General features: G+C 65.2%; 21 protein-coding genes. 11 read left to right on the plus strand and 10 right to left on the minus strand.

Annotated elements, in window-relative coordinates; genetic code table 11:
• Positions 1-504, plus strand: coding sequence for an MGMT family protein (locus C444_RS04490; protein WP_004591202.1), 504 nt, complete (start codon positions 1-3; stop codon positions 502-504).
• Here C444_RS04490 and C444_RS04495 read toward each other — a convergent pair.
• Positions 501-1,322, minus strand: a complete 822-nt coding sequence (locus tag C444_RS04495; protein WP_004591203.1) for a CPBP family intramembrane glutamic endopeptidase — start codon at positions 1,320-1,322, stop codon at positions 501-503. The two genes, C444_RS04490 and C444_RS04495, sit on opposite strands and share 4 nt — an antisense overlap.
• The gene (lonB, locus tag C444_RS04500; RefSeq protein ID WP_004591204.1) at positions 1,323-3,443 is read right to left on the minus strand and encodes an ATP-dependent protease LonB; all 2,121 of its coding nucleotides are present in this window, start codon (positions 3,441-3,443) and stop codon (positions 1,323-1,325) included.
• 170 nt (positions 3,444-3,613) lie between these two features.
• Here lonB and C444_RS04505 point away from each other — a divergent pair, with 170 nt between their 5' ends.
• The 3 genes from C444_RS04505 (at position 3,614) to C444_RS04515 (ending at position 7,504) form a co-directional block, all read left to right on the plus strand.
• Entirely contained in the window at positions 3,614-4,180 is a 567-nt protein-coding gene (locus C444_RS04505; RefSeq protein WP_004591205.1) for a nicotinamide-nucleotide adenylyltransferase, read from the plus strand.
• A complete protein-coding gene (locus tag C444_RS04510) occupies positions 4,180-4,959 on the plus strand; it encodes an SAM hydrolase/SAM-dependent halogenase family protein (RefSeq protein WP_004591206.1) in 780 nt (259 codons plus the stop codon). The genes C444_RS04505 and C444_RS04510 overlap by 1 nt, the downstream gene beginning before the upstream one ends.
• A gap of 76 nt (positions 4,960-5,035) precedes the next feature.
• Positions 5,036-7,504, plus strand: coding sequence for a DUF5059 domain-containing protein (locus C444_RS04515; RefSeq protein WP_049909106.1), 2,469 nt, complete (start codon positions 5,036-5,038; stop codon positions 7,502-7,504).
• A 395-nt stretch (positions 7,505-7,899) separates the two neighbouring features.
• Here C444_RS04515 and C444_RS04520 read toward each other — a convergent pair whose 3' ends face one another.
• Positions 7,900-9,255, minus strand: a complete 1,356-nt coding sequence (locus tag C444_RS04520) for an APC family permease (protein ID WP_004591208.1) — start codon at positions 9,253-9,255, stop codon at positions 7,900-7,902.
• Positions 9,256-9,377: 122 nt separating this feature from the next.
• Between C444_RS04520 and C444_RS04525 the strand changes: the two genes are divergently transcribed.
• Positions 9,378-10,211, plus strand: a complete 834-nt coding sequence (locus tag C444_RS04525) for an endonuclease III domain-containing protein (protein WP_004591209.1) — start codon at positions 9,378-9,380, stop codon at positions 10,209-10,211.
• Positions 10,212-10,343: 132 nt separating this feature from the next.
• Here C444_RS04525 and C444_RS04530 read toward each other — a convergent pair whose 3' ends face one another.
• Positions 10,344-11,375, minus strand: coding sequence for an aldo/keto reductase (locus C444_RS04530; protein ID WP_004591210.1), 1,032 nt, complete (start codon positions 11,373-11,375; stop codon positions 10,344-10,346).
• A gap of 114 nt (positions 11,376-11,489) precedes the next feature.
• Positions 11,490-11,918 (minus strand): disulfide bond formation protein B, encoded by a 429-nt coding sequence (locus tag C444_RS04535; RefSeq protein WP_004591211.1) that lies wholly within the window; start codon positions 11,916-11,918, stop codon positions 11,490-11,492.
• 117 nt (positions 11,919-12,035) lie between these two features.
• Here C444_RS04535 and C444_RS04540 point away from each other — a divergent pair, with 117 nt between their 5' ends.
• Entirely contained in the window at positions 12,036-12,338 is a 303-nt protein-coding gene (locus tag C444_RS04540) for a hypothetical protein (RefSeq protein ID WP_004591212.1), read from the plus strand.
• A gap of 18 nt (positions 12,339-12,356) precedes the next feature.
• Here C444_RS04540 and hpt read toward each other — a convergent pair whose 3' ends face one another.
• Both hpt and C444_RS04550 read right to left on the minus strand, forming a co-directional pair.
• Positions 12,357-12,905 (minus strand): hypoxanthine/guanine phosphoribosyltransferase, encoded by a 549-nt coding sequence (hpt, locus tag C444_RS04545; protein WP_004591213.1) that lies wholly within the window; start codon positions 12,903-12,905, stop codon positions 12,357-12,359.
• Between the two features lie 115 nt (positions 12,906-13,020).
• Positions 13,021-14,544, minus strand: coding sequence for a phytoene desaturase family protein (locus C444_RS04550; RefSeq protein ID WP_004591214.1), 1,524 nt, complete (start codon positions 14,542-14,544; stop codon positions 13,021-13,023).
• 149 nt (positions 14,545-14,693) lie between these two features.
• Here C444_RS04550 and C444_RS04555 point away from each other — a divergent pair, with 149 nt between their 5' ends.
• Positions 14,694-15,758 carry a Brp/Blh family beta-carotene 15,15'-dioxygenase gene (locus C444_RS04555; protein ID WP_049909108.1) on the plus strand — a complete coding sequence of 355 codons (1,065 nt, stop codon included), beginning with the start codon at positions 14,694-14,696 and terminating at the stop codon, positions 15,756-15,758.
• A gap of 78 nt (positions 15,759-15,836) precedes the next feature.
• Complete coding sequence (locus C444_RS04560; protein ID WP_004591216.1) at positions 15,837-17,027, plus strand: GNAT family N-acetyltransferase; 1,191 nt, start codon at positions 15,837-15,839, stop codon at positions 17,025-17,027.
• An 8-nt stretch (positions 17,028-17,035) separates the two neighbouring features.
• On the opposite strand, the gene C444_RS04565 is transcribed toward C444_RS04560, so the two are convergent.
• Both C444_RS04565 and C444_RS04570 read right to left on the minus strand, forming a co-directional pair.
• Complete coding sequence (locus C444_RS04565; protein WP_004591217.1) at positions 17,036-18,415, minus strand: hemolysin family protein; 1,380 nt, start codon at positions 18,413-18,415, stop codon at positions 17,036-17,038.
• A 101-nt stretch (positions 18,416-18,516) separates the two neighbouring features.
• Positions 18,517-19,365 (minus strand): formate/nitrite transporter family protein, encoded by an 849-nt coding sequence (locus C444_RS04570; protein ID WP_004591218.1) that lies wholly within the window; start codon positions 19,363-19,365, stop codon positions 18,517-18,519.
• A gap of 520 nt (positions 19,366-19,885) precedes the next feature.
• Here C444_RS04570 and C444_RS04575 point away from each other — a divergent pair.
• From C444_RS04575 to C444_RS04585, 3 genes are all read left to right on the plus strand, one after another.
• Entirely contained in the window at positions 19,886-20,542 is a 657-nt protein-coding gene (locus C444_RS04575) for a thioredoxin domain-containing protein (RefSeq protein ID WP_049909110.1), read from the plus strand.
• Positions 20,539-21,138 (plus strand): hypothetical protein, encoded by a 600-nt coding sequence (locus C444_RS04580; RefSeq protein ID WP_004591220.1) that lies wholly within the window; start codon positions 20,539-20,541, stop codon positions 21,136-21,138. The genes C444_RS04575 and C444_RS04580 overlap by 4 nt, the downstream gene beginning before the upstream one ends.
• 105 nt (positions 21,139-21,243) lie before the next feature.
• The gene (locus tag C444_RS04585; RefSeq protein ID WP_004591221.1) at positions 21,244-21,759 is read left to right on the plus strand and encodes a hypothetical protein; all 516 of its coding nucleotides are present in this window, start codon (positions 21,244-21,246) and stop codon (positions 21,757-21,759) included.
• A gap of 31 nt (positions 21,760-21,790) precedes the next feature.
• On the opposite strand, the gene C444_RS04590 is transcribed toward C444_RS04585, so the two are convergent.
• Positions 21,791-22,978 carry a redox-regulated ATPase YchF gene (locus C444_RS04590; RefSeq protein WP_004591222.1) on the minus strand — a complete coding sequence of 396 codons (1,188 nt, stop codon included), beginning with the start codon at positions 22,976-22,978 and terminating at the stop codon, positions 21,791-21,793.
• Positions 22,979-23,036 lie beyond the last annotated feature (58 nt).

Raw genomic sequence — 23,036 nt, forward strand, 5'->3', positions numbered from 1 at the left:
ATGTTGAAGGGGCGACCGGCCGACAGCGATAGTATGGAAGCACCGACCGGGGACGCAGGAATCTACGCCCGCGAGTCGTCGTATCTCGACCGGTACGTCCAGCTCGGAGAAGCCGGCGACCGGATCATCTCGCTGTCGTTTCCGTCCCAGCCCGAGAACGACGCCGGGGAGGACCACGCCCTGCTTGACCGCATCGACGAGTACCTTCAGGGAGTCGAGGACGACTTCGCGGATGTTACCGTTGGCCTCACGGTCCCGACGGACCAGCGCACAGTGCTTGAAGCGGTCCAAGAGATTCCGTACGGCGAGGATGCATCCGTCGCACAGGTCGCGCACATGACACCGGATCTGGACGATGACGACGAGGACGACCTCGCACAGGTCCGGAAGGCACTAGCCGCGAACCCTGTGCCGCTGTTGATTCCGGACCATCGGGTTCGGGACGGGCCGAGCGCCGCGCCGCCGCCCGTCGAGCAGAAGCTCCGCGCCATCGAGGGCCTCTAAACCCAGAGCCGGTCGACGCCCAGTCCCTCGTGGACAATCAGTTCGAGAGCGTTGACGAGGTAGTGGGCAACGACGACGGTGAGCAAGCTGTTTGTCGCGATGAACAGGCCAGCGAGCCCCAGCCCCAGCGTTCCGGTGACGACGATGCCCGCACGGCCCTGTGCGCCGTGGCCCAGCGCGAAGGCGACGGAAGCAACGATGGCCATCGCCCACGCCGGCGCGCTGAGGCCGGCTACGGGAACCCCGATAGCCGCCGCCCGGAACAGCAGTTCCTCGACGATAGCGATGACTGGCAGGACGCCACCCAGCAGGACGACCCAGCCGCTGGCCGAGTCCGGGGCGAGCAGTTCCCGCAGCGACTCATCGAAGGTGACGCCGAAGCCGTCGGCTAGCGCGGCGGCGAGTTCGTTGCCCAGCCAGAACCCGACTCCCGCACTGATGCCGATAGCTAGCGCCGGCAGTCCCGTCGAGAGGGAGTCTGCGGCGATGCCGAACGCGCTTGCCGGGATTTCGAAGTAGAACGCGCCGGCGACCAGCAGGACGCCGAACAGCCCCTGCGTGAACGCGACGTTGGCAAGTAAGGCCCCTGTCGAGAGGTCACTCGGCGCAAGCGTATCCTCCATTTGCCGCCGCTGGGCCGCTGCCCGTTGTGTCTCGAAACGCGGGATGGTCGGGTCGCCGTCGGGCATCGAGATGCCGTCAGCTGTGGAGGAAACGCCGCCGTCGGGCCGTACGGCTCCCTGCGAGAGCCGCGCGAGACCGAGAAGTGCGGTTAAAAGAAACCCCGTCAGGCCGACGAACGCGGCCCACTCGGGCATTTATTGGGGACTTGGACTGCCGCTCTGTCGACCGACCTCGTGGTCGAGCGCCTTGCCCGTGATGGACTTGAGGCGGTCGACCAGCGAGTCTTTCTCTGCTTCGCCGGTCAGTGCGACCTCCAGGACCTCGGAGATGTGCGAGACGGGGATGATTTCGATCATGTCCTCGTACTCGTCTTCGATCATCACGTCCTGGGTGTTCGCTTCGGGGATGATGACCGTATCGAGGCCGGACTTGGCGGCCGCCTCGATCTTGTGCGTGACGCCGCCGACCGGGAGCACGTCGCCCCGGACTGACAGCGAGCCGGTCATGGCGAGGTTCTGCTTGACGGGGACGTTCTCCAGCGCGGAGATGACCGCGGTGGCGACCGTGATAGAGGCGGAGTCGCCGTCGACGCCGCCCTCACCGGCCTGGACGAACTGGATGTGGACGTCCTTCTCGGAGATGTCCTCGTCGGAGAACTTCTTGATAATCGCCGAGACGTTCTGGACGGCCTCCTCGGCCATCTCCTGAAGCTGTCCCGTGGCGATGACCTGGCCGGGACCCTGTGACGGGCTGACCTCGGCCATGACGGGGAGGACGATACCGCTGTCCTCGCCCATGACGGCGAGCCCGTTGACACGGCCGACCACGTCGCCCTGATTGACGGTGAGCTCGTAGTCTTTGCGGCGCTCGATGTAGTTGTCCGCGAGCTGTTGCTCGATGGACCGGGAGCGCCGTTTGGCCTGCAGCACGTCCGCTCGCTCGGTGCGGTCACGGTCCTCGGCGCGGGCAATGTCGCCGGCGACGCGGACCAGTCCACCCAGATCGCGGAACTTCAGGCTGAGGTGGCCTTTGCGGCCGGCGCGACGCCGGGCTTCCAGGATGAGCTCCTGGACAGCCTCCTCGGTGAAGTGCGGGAGCCGCCCGTCGTTTTCGACCTCTTGGGCGATGAACCGGGCGTACTTCCGTCGCATCTCGGGGTCGTCCTCGATGGTATCGTCCATGTACACCTCGTACCCGTACCCCTTGATACGGGAGCGCAGCGCGGGGTGCATGTTCTCCATCGCGTCGAGGTTCCCCGCGGCGATCATGATGAAGTCACAGGGGACGGGCTCGGTCTGGACCATCGCACCCGAGGAGCGCTCGGACTGGCCCGTAATGGAGAACTCGCCCTCCTGAATCGCCGTCATCAGCTTCTGCTGGCTGCGGATGTCGAGCGTGTTGATCTCGTCGACGAACAGCACGCCCTTGTTGGCCTGGTGGATTGCGCCGGGCTCGACGCGGTCGTGGCTCGGCGTCTCCATTCCACCGGACTGGAACGGGTCGTGGCGGACGTCGCCAAGCAGCGCGCCGGCGTGAGCGCCCGTGGCGTCCTCGAACGGTGCGGTCTTCTGGTTGGCGTTGTTGACCAGCAGGTTCGGGATCATCGCGTCGCTGCCACGCGAGCCGTAGCGGAACGCGAGATAGATGACACCGGCCGCGAGAATCCCCAGCAGGACTTGCTGGACGAGGATCAGGGCGTAGCCGATGACGATGGCGATGATGATCCACATGAGGAAGGTCCGCATCTGGTTGCGCTTGCGGGCTTCCTCCTTGTGGGCCTCAACGATCTGTTCCCCTTTGCCGCCGGGGACGGTGCGAACTTTCGGCTCGTTGCCGTCGTCGGGATTGTGATAGACGAGAACGTCCTGCAGTTCCTCCCGCGGGAGCAGCTGGGACATCGCCTTCGCCAGCATCGACTTCCCCGTCCCGGGGGAGCCGATCATCATCACGTGGCGGCGCTGCTTAGCCGCCTTCTTGATCACGTCACGGGCGTGGTCCTGCCCGATGACCTGGTCGACGAGTCGGTCTGGCACTTCGATGTCGGCGGTCGATTCGATTTCGAGACCGCCGAGGAGATTCTCCTCGTCTCCGTCCAGTTCGGACTCGCCGTCAACTTGGACATCGCTTCCGAGTGTCGTTTCGGACGTTTCTCCCTCGCCCCATCGGTCCTCTGAGGGGTCGGATGGCTCGTCGGCCGAGGGATCAGAGGCAGGCTCGTCGGGGTTCTGTTTGGCCCCGTTGGTCGACGCCTCTTCCTCCCCAGCGTCGGATGCCTCCCGGTCAGGGTCGGGAGTCGCGTCGGTGTTGTCGCTCATACAAACGTTGCTAACATACTCACGGAAGGCCTGTCGACTGATATACTTTCTCCCCGTGTCGGTTGTTGCAACACCCCTAAAACCGCAGTACAGCGCCCGAATTAGGTGGGGCTGTATTTCCGCAGTACCGCGTCGTCGGGTTTATCAAACCACCACACCCACTGGGGAATATGCGTGGGTTCTACATCGGTCGCTTCCAGCCCTACCACAACGGCCATCACTCGATGGTCGAGCGGATTTCGGAGGAAGTCGACGAGCTCGTTCTGGGTATCGGAAGCGCCGACGATTCACACACTACACACGACCCCTTTACGGCCGGTGAGCGGATTATGATGATCACGAAGGCTGTCGCGGAGTACGACCTGACGACCTACGTCGTGCCCCTCGAAGATATCAACCGCAACGCCGTCTGGGTGAGCCATGTCGAGAGTATGTGTCCCGACTTCGACGTGGCGTACTCGAACAACCCGCTGGTGGTCCGCCTGTTCGAGGAGGCCGGCATCGAAGTCCGCCAGTCGCCGATGTTCGACCGCGACCGGCTGGAGGGCAGCGAGATCCGCCAGCGGATGATCGACGACGAGTCCTGGCGCGACCGGGTCCCGTCGTCCGTCGTGCAGGTCATCGAGGAGATCCACGGCATCAAGCGGCTCCAGCACGTCTCCGACAGCGACTCGCTCGAACGGTACGCCGCCACGGGCGAATCAGTCCCCGAATCGCTCGACGACCTCGACGACTGATGATTACGCTCAGTTCCGATTTCGGATCACCCTACCCGGCGGCGATGAAAGGCGTCATCTGTCAGGCGACCGATGCGCGTATCGAGGATATCGCCCACGATTTTCCACGGCAGGACGTGCGAGCAGCGGCCTTCTGGCTCACGCAGACGCTCCCGTACTTCCCGCCGGCAGTTCACTGCGTCGTCGTGGACCCGGGCGTCGGGACCGACAGAGATGCTCTCGTGGTTCGCGCAGGCGACCACACGCTCGTGGGGCCTGACAACGGCGTCCTCCTGCCGGTCGCCCGCGAACTAGCCGAAAACCAAAACGACGCAGCCGACGCGTTCGAGGTGTTCACCTGGGCCTACGACGACCCGGCGAGCACGACCTTCCACGGGCGGGACGTGTTCGCGCCCGCCGCGGCAGCCGTCCACGATACCGGCGTCGACAACGTCGAAACCCGGTCCGAGGTCGCCCTGACAGACGACTACGTCGATTTCCGGTTCCCGGCGGCCGCAGTCGAAGGTGACGGAGCGACCGGTGAGGTCCTCGTCGTCGATGACTTCGGGAACGCTGTGACGAACATTCCCGGAGAGTTCCTCGCGAACCGGTTCGGCGGGACGGTCGCAGTCGATGGTGTCGAGGCCCCGGTTCGCCGAGCCTACGCCGCCGTCGACCGGGGTCAGCGACTCGTCACTGTCGGCAGCCATGGGAACGTCGAACTCGCCGTCAACCGCGGCCGCGGCGACGAAGCGTTCGGTGTCAGTACCGGGGACACAGTTACCGTCTCACTGTCTTGACGTGTAATCACGTAGCAGTTTAGGCTCGCCAAAACATCGGTGGTCTTAAGTCTTTTAGGCGAACCTAATCGTCTGTATGCCACAGAGACGTGACTTGCTGAAGACGGTGGGGATCGCTGCGACGGGACTGCTCGCCGGGTGTCCCAGTCAGGGGTCGTCAGAATCGAACACGGCGTCAGTTGATACCGAAGCAGCGACAGACCAGGTAACGGCTGCGGAAACCGACGATAGCGGCGAAAGCAGCGTCTCGGTCGGACCGATGACCGCTGTCGCGACTGAGTGGAACGTCTACCGGGCGCGGCTGTACGATGCTGTCGCGCTGGGCCGGGCCGGCGCACCCGGTGCAGGGGCGAGTGTCGCCCAGAGCGTTTTCGCCCGGTTCGAAGGCGCGTCCGGCGAGTACGGGGCCCACGAACAGCTTGAGTCTACATCCGAGTCAGCATACGAGGGGTTCGAGGATGCCCTCGGGGCGGTCCAGTCGTCGCTGTCAGAGGGCGACGTGTCCGGAGCCGCCTCGGCCGCAGACGAGGCGTCGGGCCACCTCCAGACGGCTCAGCAGGCCGCTGCCGGACAGCAGGCCACCAGAGTACTGGACCTGCTCTTGCTGGGCAGTCGGGCGAGCAACGCCGCGATGGCTGGGTCACTGGGTGCTTACGAGGGGGCCGCCGCCATTGCGGAAGAGACGGTGACCGCGTTCGAGGATGCGCTGGTGTACAGCCAGATCGAGGAGGCGGACGCGGAGTCATACGAAGCCTTCGAGAACGCACTGGCCGGCATCGGTTCCGCCGCGGGTAACGAAGACACAAGCGGCGTCACTGAACAGGCCCGTGCCGCGCTCGATGCGACCGTTTCGGGCGCGTATGCGCTGGTTCAGGAAGCGTCGGTCGCCGGCGCGGGCCACCTCGCGACGATGCAGGCCCGTGGCTGGGATGCGGCCGCGCTCGCGTCCGCCGGCGGTCCCGGACAGGCGTACGCGCACACGGTCACGCTGAACAGCTACCGTGCTCGCGTCGCCGACGCGGACTGGCTCGCCGCCAACGATGCGACCGATGCAGCCTCGACGGCCGTCGAGAACGTCTTCGCTCACTTCGAGGGAGCGAACGCACACGACGCGCTCGAAGAGGCTGACGGCGAAGCCTATGAGGCATTCGAGGGCGGGCTGGAAGACCTCTCCAGCGCTATCGGGAACGGGAACGCGGACGGTATCGACAGCGCCACCGAAACGGTCGATACGAACCTCGTCGCTGGTATCGAAGCGTTGGTCGGCGGCGAGGACGCCCGCGCGGCGCTGGAGTCGGCGTTCTTCCGCGCCCGTATCGCGGACGCCCGCGAACTGTATCGCCTCGGTGACGCCGACAGCGCGGCGACGATTGTCTCGGACGTGTTCGCCCGCTTCGAGGAGAACGAACTCGGCTTCCACGAGACGATGGAACACGAGAGCGAGGACCTCTACCACCGCTTCGAGGAGGAGCACCTCACCTCACTACAGTCGGCCTACGAGAACAACGACAGCGAGGCCGTGGCGACCCACCACGACGGAGTCCAGCAGGCTCTGCTCGACTTTGAGGCGGCCCTGTCGACGGCCGTCGCCAGTGGTGCAGAAGCCGACTACATGATCGGCCGGGCCTTCGACGCGGCCGGGCTCGCGGCGCTGTCGGAGACCGACCGCGCGGCGACCGTCATTCAGGACACCTTTGCTCACTTCGAGAGCGGCGCGGCGGGCTTCCACGAGGCGCTGGAAGAGGCCGACGAGGAAACCTATGAGAGCTTCGAATCGACGCTTACGGACGTTCGCTCCGCGGCTGAAGACGGTGGGGACGTCACTGCTGCGGCGACGGCATTCAACGACGAGGCTATTGCGGCGGCGTACGCCATCGCCGGGAGCGCCGGCGGTAACGGGGAGGCTGCGGCGGCTATCGTGCAGGATGTTTTCGCGACCTTCGAGGAGGCTCGGGTCCACGAGATGCTGGAGGAAGCGGACCACGACGCCTACGAGAACTTCGAGGCTGCGCTGAGCGACTATTCGAAAGGGCTGACGAACGGCGACGGCAATCCGACAGTGCTTGCGGATGCCACCCGAACTGGACAGTTTGCCGTCGTCGGTGCTGTCGACAGCGCCCCGAGCGGATCCAGAGGCCACAGCAGCGAGGAGTCCGAAGACACCGAGTCGTCACTGTCCGGCGGCCCGAACGTCGTCGAGGGCGTTCCCGAGGACGCCGACCACGTCGTCGACATGGAGGCGGTGGCGTTCGCGCCCGAGGAACTCACGGTCAGCGTTGGTGACACAGTCGCCTGGAAACACGTCGGCGGCGAAGCGCACTCGGTCACCGCTATCGAAGAAGACCTCCCAGAGGACGCGACCTACTGGGCATCCGGTGGGTTCGAAAGCGAGTCGGCTGCACGCGAAGGGTGGGAGAACGGCGAGGGAGCCGTTCAGTCCGGCCAGAGTTACGTTCACACGTTCGAAGCGGCCGGCGAACACGCTTACGTCTGTATTCCGCACGAGGCCGCGGGGATGGCTGGCACCGTCGTCGTCGAGGAGTAACTGACGCTTTATTTTTTGGCTCGCCTAGAAACCGATGGCTTTTTGTGTTTTAGGGTAGCCTAAACAATTGTATGCCGGACGAACAGGCCACACCGAGGCGGGACATCTGTCGCCGTAGCGAGTCGGGTACTGCCGTCCCTGTCGTCCGCGCAAACGCCGCCCGACAGGAGGTGAGAGTTCGGACGTGAGCGTGTACTGACCTGTCAGTCTCGACCATCTTTCGCGGCGACGACCACCGTGGGCATAGCCCGTCGCCGCATGCCACGAGTTTTTCGTGTCTGTCCCGTGGGCGTCTCGCCCCAAGGACGCCCCATTTCAGGTCCTTTGCTGTGGACCACACCGGAGCCGCCAATTCCTGCCAGCTACCGGTGTCCGGAACGTACGAGGACGGGACCTCAGTCCGAGTCGACCGACTCGGGGACGGTGGCTTCGATTCGAGCGACTTCGCGTTCCAGATACTCCCGCTCGAAGTACAGCACTTCGACTGCGATGACAGCACACGCGATAACCACGACCATGTAGAAGGTCCCGGGCTCGCGCGTCCAGAGGTTCTGTAGCATCAACGGAAAGAACCCTAGTGCCCCGACCGCGCCGACGGCCGGTGGGACGGGGTGTACGGCGTCGCTGTCACGTTGCCTGAGCGCGAGGGCGCTCATCGCGCCGAAGATGATAATAAACGACAGCGAAGCGAAGGAAGTGATAGCGTTGAGGCTGCCGACCGCTGCGAAGGCCGCCGTGACGGCTCCGATGAGAACGACCGTCCGCTCGGGCACGCCGTCGGCCTCCGCGTCGCCGATGTGGTCTGGCAGGAGATCGTCGGTCAGCATCCCTTTCGCGAAGTGTGCCGCGGAGAACAGCGTGGCGTTGATGGCGCTACCGGTCGAGAACAGCGCCGACATCGACAGCAGCGCCGCCCCGAGCGACGCCAGGCCGTAGGGGGACAGCATCGTCGCCGCCGCATCCTTCAGCGCGACGTGGGGAGTACTCGTCAGCGCGTCCGGTACGAGAGTGACGGTGACGATCCCGACCAGAACGTAGACGGCGACCGCAACCGGAATCGAGATGTACACCGCTTTCCGGATAGTTTCGGCCGGATCCTCGATACTTTCCTGATCGTAGAACAGCAACTGCCAGCCCTGAAACGCCACGAACGATATCGCTGCTGCGACAATCGGGTCGGCGCTCGTGAGCCGATCAAGGCCGAGGTCTACCGGTGTGGCGCTGAACCCGTACGCGTACACCAGCCCCAGGATACCGAAGGCGACCAGAATCGATAGCTTCAGCGCAACCAGCACGTTCTCGACCGCGCCCGTCGAGCCCGCACCGAGCAGATTCAGCCCGACGAACGCGGCGACTGCCAGCACGGAAACGACCGGCCGCATCGGCAGGCCCACGACGCCGTCGGGGAGGCCGAGCGCGATAGCGAACTCCGCGAACGCGAAGGCGTACATCGCCATCGAGCCGATGTAGCCGAACAGCAGCGTCCAACCGACCATGCCGGCGAGTGTGGTATTCCCGAGGTGACACTGCACGAACGACACCGAGCCGCCGTGGGCGTCACGGAGCGAGTTGAGTGCGTTGTACGAGTACCCCGCACAGAGCGCGACGACGCCGGCTAGCACGAACGCCGCCCACGTCGCCGCCATCGTTATTTGCGCGACGACGCCCAGCACGGCGTAGATGCCGCCGCCGATCATGCCGCCGAGCGCTATCGACACCGCCGCCGCGAGTCCGAGATCACTCTCGCCCATCGGACCCCGGACTACGACAGCGACAGCCAAGAACGTGGTGCCGCCACCCCACACGGGTCCCGTTCCGTCGACGGGCCGCCTTCGGGACAGGCGTTTTGTCGGTCCCAGCCCTGGCACCCGATATGAACGACGAGGAACCAGCGGAGAACATCAGCGGCGGGACCGCTGGCGGCGGCCAGTCGGCAACGTTCGACCCGGAAACGGCGGGGACGCGAGCCGAAGCCATCGTGGACCATCTCGGCGAGATGTACTGGACGAAGACATACGGCGGCCGGGACGCCTTCGAGTGTCTGGTCCGGACGATTCTCAGTCAGAACACATCCGACAAGGCGAGCCAGCCCGCCCATGACGAACTGATGCGGCGGTATGGCGGCGATGAGGAGGCGAACAGCGAGGGAGACACGGACAGCGACCTCGCTCGCGCGCTAGCCGACGCCGATCAGCCCGAACTCGCCGAGACCATCTCCTCGGCCGGGCTGTACAACCAGAAATCAGAGCGCATCATCGCATTGGCACAGCGCATCTGTGAGGAGTACGGCGGCGAATCGGGCTTCGACGAGTTCGTCAGAGAAGAAGACCCCGAGGCGGTGCGGTCGACGCTGCTCGATATGAACGGCGTCGGTCCGAAGACCGCCGACTGCGTCCTGTTATTTGCGGGCGGTCGCGGCGGTGTCTTCCCAGTAGATACGCACGTCCACCGCATCGCCCGTCGGATGGGACTGGCCCCGGCTGACGCTGACCACGAGACCGTCCGTGAGTATCTGGAGCGCGACGTGCCAGCGGAGAAGTGTGGCTTCGGCCATACTGCGATGATTCAGTTCGGCCGGGAGTACTGTAGCGCCCGCAAGCCGGCCTGTCTGGACGACCCCGATGCGTGCCCGCTGGCGGGCCACTGTGACCAGATCGGTGTCTATCCGGCCAGCGGCGAGGTCGTCGACCCCGCTGAAGCGGAGTGATGGGGCGGATTTTCGATCGTACTGGCCGTGTATAATTTCGTAGTAACTGCGAACAGCCAGAAAGCCCCGAGGCGCTTTCAGGCTGTTAGAAGTGGCCGCGGAGGATAAGACAGCAGATACACTACCTAGCAGTCAGCCACGGTGGCCCCAGCGCTCACCGTCCTCGGCGTAGCGGGCGCTCACGATCCGGTTGAACTGGTCGTCGGACAGCGAGATATCCGTCGCGCCGACGTTCTCGTCGAGCTGGTCGACGGTACGAGCGCCGACGATGGGGACGCAGGTGAAGTCCGGCTGTTCGATGAGCCAGCGGAGCGCGACCTGCGCGGGCGTGGCGTCGAGTTCGTCTGCGACAGCGCGGAGTTCGTCGAGGACGTGCCAGCCGCGCTCGGAGAGGTAGAAGTCCTCGAAGCGGTCGGACAGCGAGCCACGGGAGCCTTCCGGCCCCTCGAAGGCCGTCGGGTCGTCGTCGTCCGTGCGCTCGTACTTGCCCGTGAGGAAGCCGCCGGCGAGCGGCGAGTACGGACAGACGGCCATGTCTTGGTCGGCACAGACGTCCAGGTAGTCCTTCACGTCGTCGCGGTAGCCGGCGTGGAACAGCGGCTGGGTCACCTCGAAGCGCTCGTAGTCTTCGACGTCGCTCTTCCAGAGGGCTTTGGTCAACTGCCAGGCGGCCATCGTCGACGCGCCGAGGTGGTGGACCTTGCCCGTGTGAACGAGGTCGTCGAGCGCCGACAGGGTCTCCTCGATGTCACTCTCTTCGTCCCAGCGGTGGATGTAGTAGAGGTCGAGGTAGTCCGTATCGAGGCGGTCGAGCGTTCCCTCGATCTGTGCGCGGATGTGCTTGCGCCCGAGGCCGGAGTCGTTCGGACCGGGCTCGCCGCGCCCGTCGAAGGGGAAGTACACCTTCGAGGCGATGACGAAGTCCTCGCGGTCGTAGTCATCGAGCCACTCGCCGATGTATTCCTCGCTGGTGCCGTTGGGATTACCGTAGACGTTGGCGGTGTCGATGAAGTTGATGCCGCGCTCCCACGCCGCATCGAGCAGTTCGTGGGCCTCCTCGCGGTCGGTCTCGACGACGCCGCCGGTCTCCCGGCCGAAGCGCCACGTGCCGAAACACAGCTGTGAGACTGTCGTCCCGGTCGAACCGAGTCTGGTGTATTCCATATCGGAGCCACGCGGGGCTACCCGAAAAAGGGGTTCGGTCGCGGCGAGGGCTGACCGGTTTCTTCTCGGCCGGCACGCTTCTGTCGCGCGGGCACCGGCGTCGCTCGCCTCGTATCAGGACGAACGGCCCGATAGTCGCGCGGCCGCGACGACCAGCCCGGTTACCAGCAGGAACGCAATCAACGAGAGGTTCGGAACGGTCAGGCCGAATATCCGGTACTGAATCTGTGCACAGCTGATCGCTCCGATGCCACAGGTCGTCTGGCTCACCTGCAGCCAGGAGTGGTAGCCCGCGATGGCACTCCCCGGCACCGCCAGCGGCAGCGCCGTCCGGACGACGCCGGGACGGTTTTCGACGGCGGCGACGCCGAGAATGACTACAAGCGGGTACATCAGGATTCGCTGATACCAGCAGAGCCGGCAGGGCGTCAGTCCGAGGCCAAGCGAGAGAAAGAGGCTGCCGGCCGTCGCAACGGCGGCGACAGCAGCCGCCGCGGCCAACAGGAGCCGAGGTCGGTCGAAGACGGATCGGGAGTCAACCACAGGAAAGTCGGCGACGGCCGGCGAAAAAAGCGTTCCGAGAACCGACCCGTCTCTGTACTGCCCTCGAATTGGCTCCTCAACACTCGCTTTTTCAGTCTCCCCGCCGACAGCCAGCGTATGCCCGACGATTCGGACCCCGAAGCGAACCTCGAACAGTGGAAGTCCGCGATGCAGGAAGAGCACGCCGAGGCCATCTCGAACCCGGACCCCGATGAGACCCACCAGATCGAGGGCGTGGCCCAGGTCACGTATCGGGTGACTTTCGACTACGACGCCGAGGACGACGCGCTCGAACGGGCCAGCACCGAGGAAGTCGACGACCTGACCGACCCCGAACTGCTCTCCTGTGCCTGTGGCGTCCGCGGGATGACGTCCGAGGAAGCACGGGAGCACATGGCCGCCGCTGTCGAGCAGGCCTAAACAGGGACAGCAGTCCACTCAGTCGTGGATAGTGACGCCGTCCTGATCGACCGAGATGTCGAGCAGGCTGGTCACATCGTAGTCGGTGTCGTCGAGCGCCGACTCGCCCTGTTTCCGGAAGACGACGACGATATCCGAGATGTCCGCCCCGATGTCGTCGAGCGCCTCGCAGATGGATGCCATTGTTCCGCCGGTCGAGAGCAGGTCGTCGACAATGAGCAGGTCGTCGCCCGCCTCGATGTCGTTGATGAACATCTCCGACTCGGAGTAGCCGGTGGTCTTGTGCAGCGGGACCTCATCCTCAAGGCCGTAGGAGCGCTTGCGGATGACCACGAGCGGGATATCCGTCTGGAGCGAGAGCGCGGTCGCGATGTGGATGCCCATCGCCTCCGGCGCGACGATCTTGTCCACGTCGAGGTCGGCTGCCCGTGTCACGCCGACGACGACCTCGCGAAGGAGTTCCGGCTCCAGCATCGGCACGCCGTTACTGAGCGGGTGGACCAGATAGGAATATCCGTCCTTGTCGATGATCGGGGCCTCGTGCAGCGACTCGCGGAGCTTCTCCATGCCACCGTTACCTGAAGCGGGACAATAAACTGTTCGAGCCTCCGCTGTGATGTGTGCCACGGTATCACGACACGACCCACATGGTTCGGACAAATTGCCCGCACAGGGGACGGCGTCAGTCCGCTTTCGAGGCCGAGCGGTCCTGTTTCGTCTCGAACGGGCTGTCTTCGATGATGTCCTGGGCGGTGTGCTCGCCGCTGATAAGACACATCGGCATCCCGATGCCGGGCGTTGTGTAAGCTCCAGTGTAGTAGAGCCCGTCGAGGCCGGCGCGGTGGCTGGGGCGGAGCGGCCCGGTCTGGAACAGGGTATGTGCCAGTCCGAGCGCCGTCCCCTGTGGGTCGCCGTAGCGCTCGGCGAACTCACTGACGCACGCCGTCTCCTCGACAACGATGCGGTCGCGGAGGTCCACGCCGGTCTGCTCGGCGAGGTCGTCGAGAACGAACTCCCGGTACTCCTCTCGGATGTCGGGGCCGTCGTCCAGCCCCGGCGCGATGGGGACGAGGACGACGACGGCGTGGTGGCCGTCGGGAGCGACCGTCTCGTCGGTCTTCGACGTGACCGAGAGATAGTAGGCGGGGTCGTCGGGCCACACCGGACGGTCGAATATCTGCTCGAAGTGGTCGTCCCAGTCCGTCGGCAGGACCAGCGAGTGGTGGGCCAGCGGGTCCACGTCGCCTTCGACGCCGAGATACAACATGAACGCCGACGGCGCGTAGGTCTGGTCGTCCCAGTGGTCGGGGTCATGGTCGCGAACAGCAGGGTCGAGCAGATTCTGCTCGGTGTAGGCGGGGTTGGCGTTGCTGACCACGACATCGGAGCCGACGACGCCGTCCTCAGTGGTCAGTTCGAACGCCCCCGCCTCGCCGGCGATGTGATGGACTTCAGTTCCAGTCTGGATGTCGACGCCGAGTTCCCGAGCCAGCGACCCGAGGCCGTCGACGACGCCGGCGATGCCGCCCTCCGGGTAGAACACGTTCATGTTCAGGTCGACGTGGCTCATGATGCTGTACAGCGCTGGGGTGTTGTGTGGCGCGCCGCCGAGAAACACCAGCGTGTATTCGAGCAACTGCCGGAGTTTCGGGTGGTCGATGTAGCGGCTGACGTAGTCGTCCATCGAGCCGAACAGTCGGGCCCGCGGCGCAAGCGGGAGGAGGTCGGTGTCGACGTAGTCACGCAACCGCTCGCGGCCCTCGTAGACGACCCGGTCCATCGCCAGTTCGTAGTTCTGTTCGGCCCGGTCGAGATACTCGGCCAGCGCGTCGCCGGCTCCATCCTCGTAGGATTCGAACACCTCGTACGCGTTCTCGCGGTTTGGACGCATCGTTACGCGGTCCCCGTCCTTCCAGAACACCCGGTACTGGGGGTCCAGTCGCTCCAGTTCGTAGTAGTCCGTTGGCTCACGGTCGAAGTGCCCGAAGAAGCGTTCGAACACGTCGGGCATCAGGTACCACGACGGGCCGGTGTCGAACCGGAAGCCGTCGCGTTCGAGGACGCCTGCGTGGCCGCCGAGGCGGTCGTGGCGTTCGAGCAGTCGTACGTCGGCCCCGGCGTCGGCCAGATAGCACGCAGCCGAGAGGCCGCCGAAGCCGCCGCCGACGACGGTCACCGTCCGGTCGCTTGGGAGGCCATCACGCATACCCACTGCTAACGACTACGCCTGAAAAAGGGTTCCTCGGATTCCCAGAGCCTCACAACGGAGATCTCTCGGTTCAAACCACCGATCCGTTCCCAGTTCGCTGGAATCCCTTGTATCGTTTATTGTGAGTATTTCCCTAGGCTCGCGATATGCCCACGACCAGCCTGGGGTCCATCTGGCAGCGGCATCGGGACACCGACCGCCATCCGTCGCTTTTGCTTTCGCGGGTGAGCCTGCTGGTACTCGCTGTTACGTTCGGTCTCCTCGGCGCTGCCGAGGTTCGAGTTCCGCTCCGGGCCCAGATGGTGGTGTACCTCGTCGGGATGGTCGCGCTCAATCTCCCCCACGGCGGGTACGAGCACTTCGAGAACCTCCGCCGCCGTCGCCCCTCGTTCCGCTGGCGGTACGTCGCGGTGTATCTGACGGCTATCGGCGGGTTCGTCGGCCTGTTTCTCGCCGCGCCAGTCGCCGGCCTCGCGCTGGCGCTGACTGTCGCCATGGCGAAGGGTGGCCTCGGCGGCCTGCAAGTGTTGGAAGCCACGAGCGGCACCGACCACCTGCAGACCCGGTTCCAGCGCGGGCTGGCGGCAGCTGTCCGCGGCGGTGCGGTGATGCTCGTCCCAATCGTGTTCTGGCCGGAGACGTTCCACGCGTTCAGTTCGCTGATGGTCGGCCTCGTCGAACCGGGGGCACTCTCGTCGTACGCAGGGCCGTTCGACACAACCCGGCTCGTCATCGGGTCGGGCTACGGGCTCGCTCTGACGGCGCATATCGCGCTGGGCTACGTACGCGGCGGCGGCCGCTCCTGGCTCGTCGACGCGGGGGAGTCGTTGCTGCTGGCGGCGTACTTCGCGTTCGTCCCAGTCCTCGTCGCTGTCGGCCTGTACTTCCCGTTCTGGTACTCCGCCCGACAGGTGGCGCGGACGGCGTCCGTCGAAACGGAGCCGGTCGGCGACGAGCGCTGGGACCTGCTCGGCGGCGCGGACGCCTCGACCGTTGCGTTGCGCGCCTGGGTCGTCCTCGTTGTCGGGGCGCTGGCCACCTTCGGTGTCCTCGTCGCCGTCTACTGGGCGTTCCCGAACCCGCTGGGAACGGGCAACCTGCTCCCCGGTGCGGTGGCGTTCTGGAGCATGTTCATCAGTATCGTCGCGCTCCCGCACATCGTCGTCGGGTCACTTCTCGACCGGGACCGGGGTATCTGGTACGTGCCGTGACGCCCCACTCCTGAGGAGGACCGCGACGCCGACCCGCAGATGACTAGCTTTCTGTAGTTGGCGGACACCCGGGACAGTATGTCTGAATTCCGCCCCGTCCCGACGACTGACCGCGAAGCCTGCCAGCGGATACTCCAGTATGCGTTCGCGCCCAGCAAGGGGCCTGTAGCCCCAGACTCAGACGGTGACTGGCCGCCGTCGCTGTTCGACCAGCGAGGCCTCTACGAGGACGACACCCTCCGGGCGGTCTGCAAGCTGTACTTTCTCGATACGACCGTCCGCGGCGCGGCGACGACGGTCGGTGGCCTCGGTGCGGTGGCAACGCCGCCAGAGCACCGCGGGCAGGGATTTGCTGCCGACCTCTGTCGGCACGCACTGTCTGAGTACCGCGAGGCCGGCGTCGGCTTCGTCACCCTCTGGCCGTTTTCGACGCCGTTCTACCGACGCCTGGGCTGGGGGACGGCAAACACCTATCACCGCTTCGACCTGCCCCCGTCAGCGCTCCCGGACTACGACACTGCCGGACAGTTGGTCCGTCTCGACGCCGACGACTGGGAGCGCCTCCGCCGGGTCGAGACCGCTGCAGCCGCCGGGACGGCACTCTCGCTCCGACGCTCAGAAGCGTGGTGGCGCGAGCGGACCCTCGCCGACTGGGACGGCGGCGGCGTCCCGTACTGCTACGGCTACGAACGCGACGGCGACCTCCGTGGGTACCTTGTGTACACCGTCGCGGACGACGCCGACCACACGCTCTCGGTTTCGAACTTCGCGGCCGTCGATGAGGAGGCCCGCCGCGCACTGTTCGCGTTCCTCGGGAATCACGGCGCACAGATCGAGCGTGTCACGCTCCAGCTACCGCCTGATACTGACCTCCTCCATCGCGTCGACGACCCCGGTGCAGTCGACTGCACGGTCGAGGCCGGGCCGATGGTTCGGCTCACCGACGTGGGCCACCTCGAACGCCTCGACTGGCCCGGGGGCGACCTCGACTGTACGCTCTCGGTCAGCGATCCGCTGCTCGACCGCAACGACGGCCAGTTCCGACTGTCAGTGAGCGGTGGGACCGCGACGGTCGACCCGCTTCCAACTATCGACTCGGCAGCCGATGTGGCCGTCGACATCGCGACCCTCACCCAACTGGCGGTCGGAACCCACGGCGTCGACGCCGCTGAACGCCTGGCTGGTCTGGAAATACACAACGAGTCAGCTCGAGATTCGTTCGCGGACGTTTTCGAGCCCGAACCAGTCTATCTGGGCGAGTTCTTCTGAGCGGTCGCTTACCCGGCCGACGGCGAGTCGTCAGCGTCGTCCTCGCTGATATCGACCGTCGAGATTCGAGTACCGTCAACGCCTGTCACCTCGAACACGTATCCGGCCGCTTCAGCGGTGTCGCCGACCTCCGGCGCGCGGTCGAGCTGACTCAGCACCAGCCCGCCGATGGTTTCGACCGCGTCCCTGTCGATATCGACACCGAGGGCCTCGCCGACTGTCGACAGCGGGACGCCGCCGTCGGCGTCGTAGCTCCCGTCGCTTTGCTTGCGGATGGCGTGTTCGCGGCCGTCGACGTCGAACTCGTCGCGCAGGTCGCCGACGACGGCCTCGACCACGTCTTCGATTGTCGCGATACCCTCCAGCGACCCCCATTCGTCGATGACCGCGGCCATCTGCCGGCGGTCTTGCCTGAACTGTAACAGGAGGTCGTTGATCGCTGTCGTCTCCGGGACGACCGGTATCTCCCGGGCGATGTCGCCGGCGGTCGCGTTCTCGTTGCCTTCTTCACCGGCCCGCAGCACGTCCTTGACGTCGATGAATCCGACAATCTGGTCGCTGTCGTCGGCATCGACCACCGGATAGCGGGTGTGTCCTTCGTCGAGAACGACCGCCCGGATATCTGACATCGTGGCGTCGGCTGGGACGCTCACAACGTCGGGTCGCGGGACCATGATCTCCCGGACGACTGTATCGTCGAGGTCGAACACGCGCTCTATCATGTCGACCTCCGACGAATCGATGTTCCCTTCCTCGCCAGACTGAGCCAGCACTCGGCGTATCTCTCGTTCGCCGAGCGTCTCGTCCGTCTCCGAGGCCGGCGGGACACCCAGCAATTGCGTAAAGGCGTTGGCCGAGCCGTTGAACACGACGATCCCGGGATAGAACAGGTAGTAAAACAGCTTCATCGGCGGCGCAAGCAACAGCGAGAGCCGCTCAGTCCGGGCGATGGCGAACGTCTTGGGCGCGAGTTCGCCGAAAACGACGTGGAGGAACGTGATGATGGTGAACCCAATCGCGAACGCGACGACGTGGAGGAGGCTCTCCGGCAGTACCGGAGCGAGGACGGGTTCAAGTAGCGCTGCGACGGCGGGCTCACCGACCCATCCCAGTCCCAGCGAGGCGAGTGTAATCCCGAGCTGGGTCACCGCGAGATAGTTGTCCAAGTCCGCCATCACTGCCTGAAGCGAGCCCGCACCGGCCCGGCCTTCGTCAGCGAGCTGTTCGACCGACGTGCCGCGAACGCGAACGAACGCGAACTCAGCGGCGACGAAAAAGCCGTTCAATCCTACGAGTACCAGCGCTACGAGAAGCTGCGCCGCCGAGAGCGCGAGGTTTACCATCGTACCCTCCGGGCGGAGCGCGTCGGTGCGTGCATACCGATGCATTAGGGCCGACCTACTAAAGTGCTGGAACGGACGCGTGTGAACGACAGTCACCCGCTGTGCCTGAGCGCTGCACACGTGTTGTCCGACTGGGATACGCCGACTCAGTCGCCTTGCTCGGTCTCGGGACTGTCGACGTCGAGGTCCGCATCCGACCCGACGAGCGCGATGTGACCGTAGTTGAGGCCCGCGACGAACACCGAGCCGCCGATGACGTTGCCGGCGGTCGTCATGGCGATGAAGCGGCCGAACTGCCCGAGCGTAACGCCGGTTCCCATGAACATCGCGCCCAGGACCTCCGTCGTCCCGAGGATGGCGTGGTGGAACGGGCCGAACCCGATGGCGCTCGTCACGAGGAGGGTGATGAGGACCTGCCCGATGGTGTCGCGGCTGGCCGCGACCAGCCAGGTGGTCAGCCCCATCAGCCAGCCGGCGACAATCCCCGAGAGGAGGATAACCCACGAGGGGTGAGACAGCAGCGACCCCGCGAGGCTGTCGAACGCCGCCGGAGTGACGATGGCCATCTCCGGTCCCAGCACCGCGATGAGCCCGGCGAACACTGCACAGCCGAGCAGGTTCGCAGCGTAGACGACGCCCCAGAGCCGACCGAGCTCGCCCAGCCCGCTGCGGTCGTCGAGCACCGGCAACACGGCCAGCGTCGTGTGCGCGGTGAACAGCTCTGTCTGCCCGAGGACGACGAAGAGGAACGCGATAGACGAACTGCCGGCGAGCAACGCCTGCTTGACCAACTCCGAGGAGAACGTCGGCGAGAACGTCAACACCATCCCCATGAACAACGCGCCGAAGCTGAGGTTCAGCCCCGCCGAGAACCCGGAGAGGAACAGCCCCCTGCTCGGTCGACGGAGCTCCTTGAGGGCGTTCTCCATCTCGCGTTCGAGGATGTTGCTGTAGGAAAGCGATGCACCGGACGGGTCGTCGGTACTATCACTCATGCTATAGTTTCAAGCAGGCTGGTCGCCGACTCGGTCGTCGTTCTCGGAACCGACCTTGACGCCGTTCTGACCGACCACACGCGTCCCGATGTGTCTGTCAGTGAACTGCGCAACCATACACACAAACGTGAGCACACGGACGTGAATGCGGTTGGGATGCATATGCAGGCAACAGTCCTCGCGAGCCGCCGCGGTTTCTCGTGCGCGGTCGGAAATTTCGGCCGCGGTACAGTGTAATTACTCGCTACCGTTCAAAATCCGTGTCTGGCACCTGCTGAGAATCTGATCGGGGCCTCTATCTCCCGGCCGCAATTAGGCACCCGTAGAGACGTCGTCTCCAGTCAAAAATGGAAGCCTCGGCACTCATAGGGTTCGTCATCAACAGGGAGTCACCCCGGTTCGGCCCAGTGAGTCGTCGTCATCGGCCGCCAGATGGTACCGCCGCCGGCGACAAGACGGTTACTCATCGTGGCCACACGGTGGAACAAACGCTAAACCAACGCGGGCCAACCAGTCGTATATGAACAGACGACGCTTTCTCACACTTTCCGGGGTGGGTGTCGTCGGCGCGGTAGCAGGCTGCAGTAGCGAGGCGGACAGCGCCGAATCCGTTGACAGCCACCCGGCGGCCGCCGACCTCGACGCCCAGCCCCGCCGCGGCGAGTTGGGCGGCCACGTCATCTTGGCGTTCGAAGACCCCTCCTGTCCCACGTGTCGTCGCTTCCACGAGAACACGCTGCCGGACATTCGGGAGAACATCGTGGACGCAGGCAAAGGCGCGTACGTCGTCCGGACCTACCCGGTCATCTACCCCTGGGGTGAGCCGGCGACGCAGGCGCTTGAGTCGACGTTTACCCGCGGCAGCGAGGCGTACTGGGCGTTGTTCGAGCACTACTTCGCCGAACAGTCGTCGTTTGACCCGGACAACGTGCTGGACCGGACGGCGATGTTTCTCACCGAAGAGACGGAAATAGATGGCGAGGCGGTCGCACGTGACGCGCGAGAACAAGCACATGACGACGCTGTGCAGGCTGATATTCAGGCGGCCGAGGACGCTGGACTGGGTGAGACGACGCCGATCATTCTGCTGTTTGAGGACGGTGAGTTCGTGACGAAGGTCAACGGGAGCGTCAGTTACGACCTCATCGCGGAGGCGCTGGGAGAGCGTGACGGATGAGCATCGCACGCGGGCTCCGATTGCCGACGACGCGCGGCGACTGGCGACTCATGGGTCGGACGGTCAGGCTCGTGCTCACGCTGCCGGTCTACGCGGTCGTCGCCGCAGTCGCTGCCGTCGTCTCGCTGACGCTGTTCGTCGTCTCGCTGAACGTCCCACTGGTGCTGGACCTCGTAGTCGGTGGGTCGCTCCCGCTCGCCAGCCGGCTGCGCGTCCTCGCCGAGCTGTACCCGTTCATCGGCACGTCATTCAACCCCGCACAGGGGATTCTGCTGGTCGTCGTCGCCGTCCTCACCGGCGTCGACATCGGGCTGGCGACCTACCACTTCCGCGAGCACGGCCTCGACCTCCAGCAGGGCGGCGCTGGCGTCGCGGGCGTCGTCCTCGGGACGCTCGGCGCGGGCTGTGCGGCCTGCGGGTCGGCGGTCCTGCTGGGGCTGTTGTCGCTGCTGGGTGTCTCGACCTCGCTGCTGTTTCTGCCCCTCGACGGGCTGGAGTTCGCGCTGCTTGCGCTCGCGGTGCTGACCCTCTCTATCTACTGGCTCGCTGAGGGGATGCGCGGCGGCGAGATCAACGGGTGCCCGGTCGACCTCTGACCCTGTCGTTGGCGGGTCCTCGTTTCGCCTCGGTCGTGGAGTCCCAACCGCCCCAGCGGGAGAAAACGTATAGTGTCGTCAGACCAACACCCGTATCGAGAAGGTATGCCCGAAACGGAGTCCCCCGCCGAGTACGAGCACCTCCACCGGAAGCGGAAAGAAACGGCCGGCACGGTCGAACTGGCTGAGGTCGTCGACGTGTGGGTCGGCGAGAATGAACTCGTCTGTCGGTTCCAGTTCGACTGGGCAACCGAGACGATACAGCGGCGCTACGATTTAGACAGCGACCGCGATATCGCCAAGGTCGAACGGCTCTGTGAAGCGAACGGCCTGCAGTTCGAGCAGGCCAGTCATTTAGCGGGATCACTAGTCGAGCTCGAATACACCGGTTCGCAGTGGCTGCCACGACCGGAAGCCGCGTACACCGACGGCGAGGGCTCGGCGGTCGAGACGTTCCGTGCGGAGTGGCGCTTACTGGTGGATGAACTGGCGCAGTCGCCCGCGTTCGTCCGGCGGGGCATCGAACGCGTCCGTGGGCTGTCGACGACGCAACTGATCATCGGCGTCATCCTCGTGAAGAAAGTCGCTATCATCGCGTTGCTGGCGCACCTCTTGCTGTAGCCCGGTACGAAAACGGTGCGACAGCGCCCGCTCAGTTCGTCGTCGTGATCTCGACCACGTCGCGGTGGTCGAGTTCGGTGTCAGCGCCGATCTGTCGCTCGGTGCGCACGTCGTGGGCGTGGAGGAACCCCTCGCCGATGTCGGTGTGCAGGAAGTACGCGAAGTCCTCCGCGGTCGACCCGTCTGGGAGGACGAAGCAGTCCTGCAGGAAGGTACCGTCCTCCTGGGGCTTGCGCGCGCCGGGGAACACGGCAATCGCGCCCAGTTCCTCGAACAGCGCGGTTTCCAGCGCCTGCTGGACGCCCGTGCCGCCGAACTCGGTGACGAACTCCCGGATCTGTTCCAGCCCCGCGGCCTTCTCCTCGGGGAGATCAGCCGTCACGGTGAAGTCCTCGTCGCCCGGTCGGTAGTCAAGCACGCCCTGCTCGTTGCCGTTCTTCAGCGCCTTCTCCGCGTGGGCCGAGACGGGCACGAACGTGAGGTGCTCGTACTCCGGGTCCTCGGTGATTGGCTCCCAGTTCGCCTGGGCTTCGGGGGTGTCCATCTTGTTCGCCGCGATGAGCATCGGCTTCGTCCGGATGCGGATCTCGCGGGCGAGCGCCTCCCTGTCCTCGTCGTCCCAGGTGTCGGGGTCCAGTTCCAGGTCCAGCGCGAGCACGACCTGTTTGATCTCGTCGGCGTTGATCTTGAACGCCGACATCTGCTCCGCGAGGTCGTCCTCGATGGCCTTGTCCTCGCCGTGGTACCCCGATCGGTAGCGCTCGATGCCCTTCTCGAGGATGTCGAGATACCACATGTCCAGTTCGTCTTCGAGGAAGTCGATGTCCTCGCGGGGGTCGTGGTCCTCGGTGGGTTCGCCCTCGAGGTCCGTCTCGCCGGTGAAATCGACGACGTGGACGAGCACGTCGGCCTCGTTGAGGTCCGTGAGGAATTGGTTCCCCAGCCCTTTCCCCTCGTGTGCGCCGGGCACGAGGCCGGCCACGTCGACGAGTTTCGTCGGGACGAACCGCACGCCCTCGGTACAGTAGCCGTGGTTAGGCGTGCAGGTGTGGTCGAACTCCGGGGCCGCGCAGTCGACGCGGACGTAGGCCTCGCCCATCGAGGGGTCGATGGTCGTGAACGGGTACGCGCCCTCGGGTACGTCGTTCATCGTCGCCGCATTGAAAAAGGTGGACTTGCCGACAGAGGGTTTGCCGACGAGTCCGATCTTGTAGCTCATTGCACCGACGAAGCGGTTTCAGCGGCTTAAACGCTGTTACACGAGCGAGGAGAGCGTG

Origin of the sequence: Haloarcula japonica DSM 6131 (assembly GCF_000336635.1) — an archaeon.
GTDB lineage: Archaea > Halobacteriota > Halobacteria > Halobacteriales > Haloarculaceae > Haloarcula > Haloarcula japonica.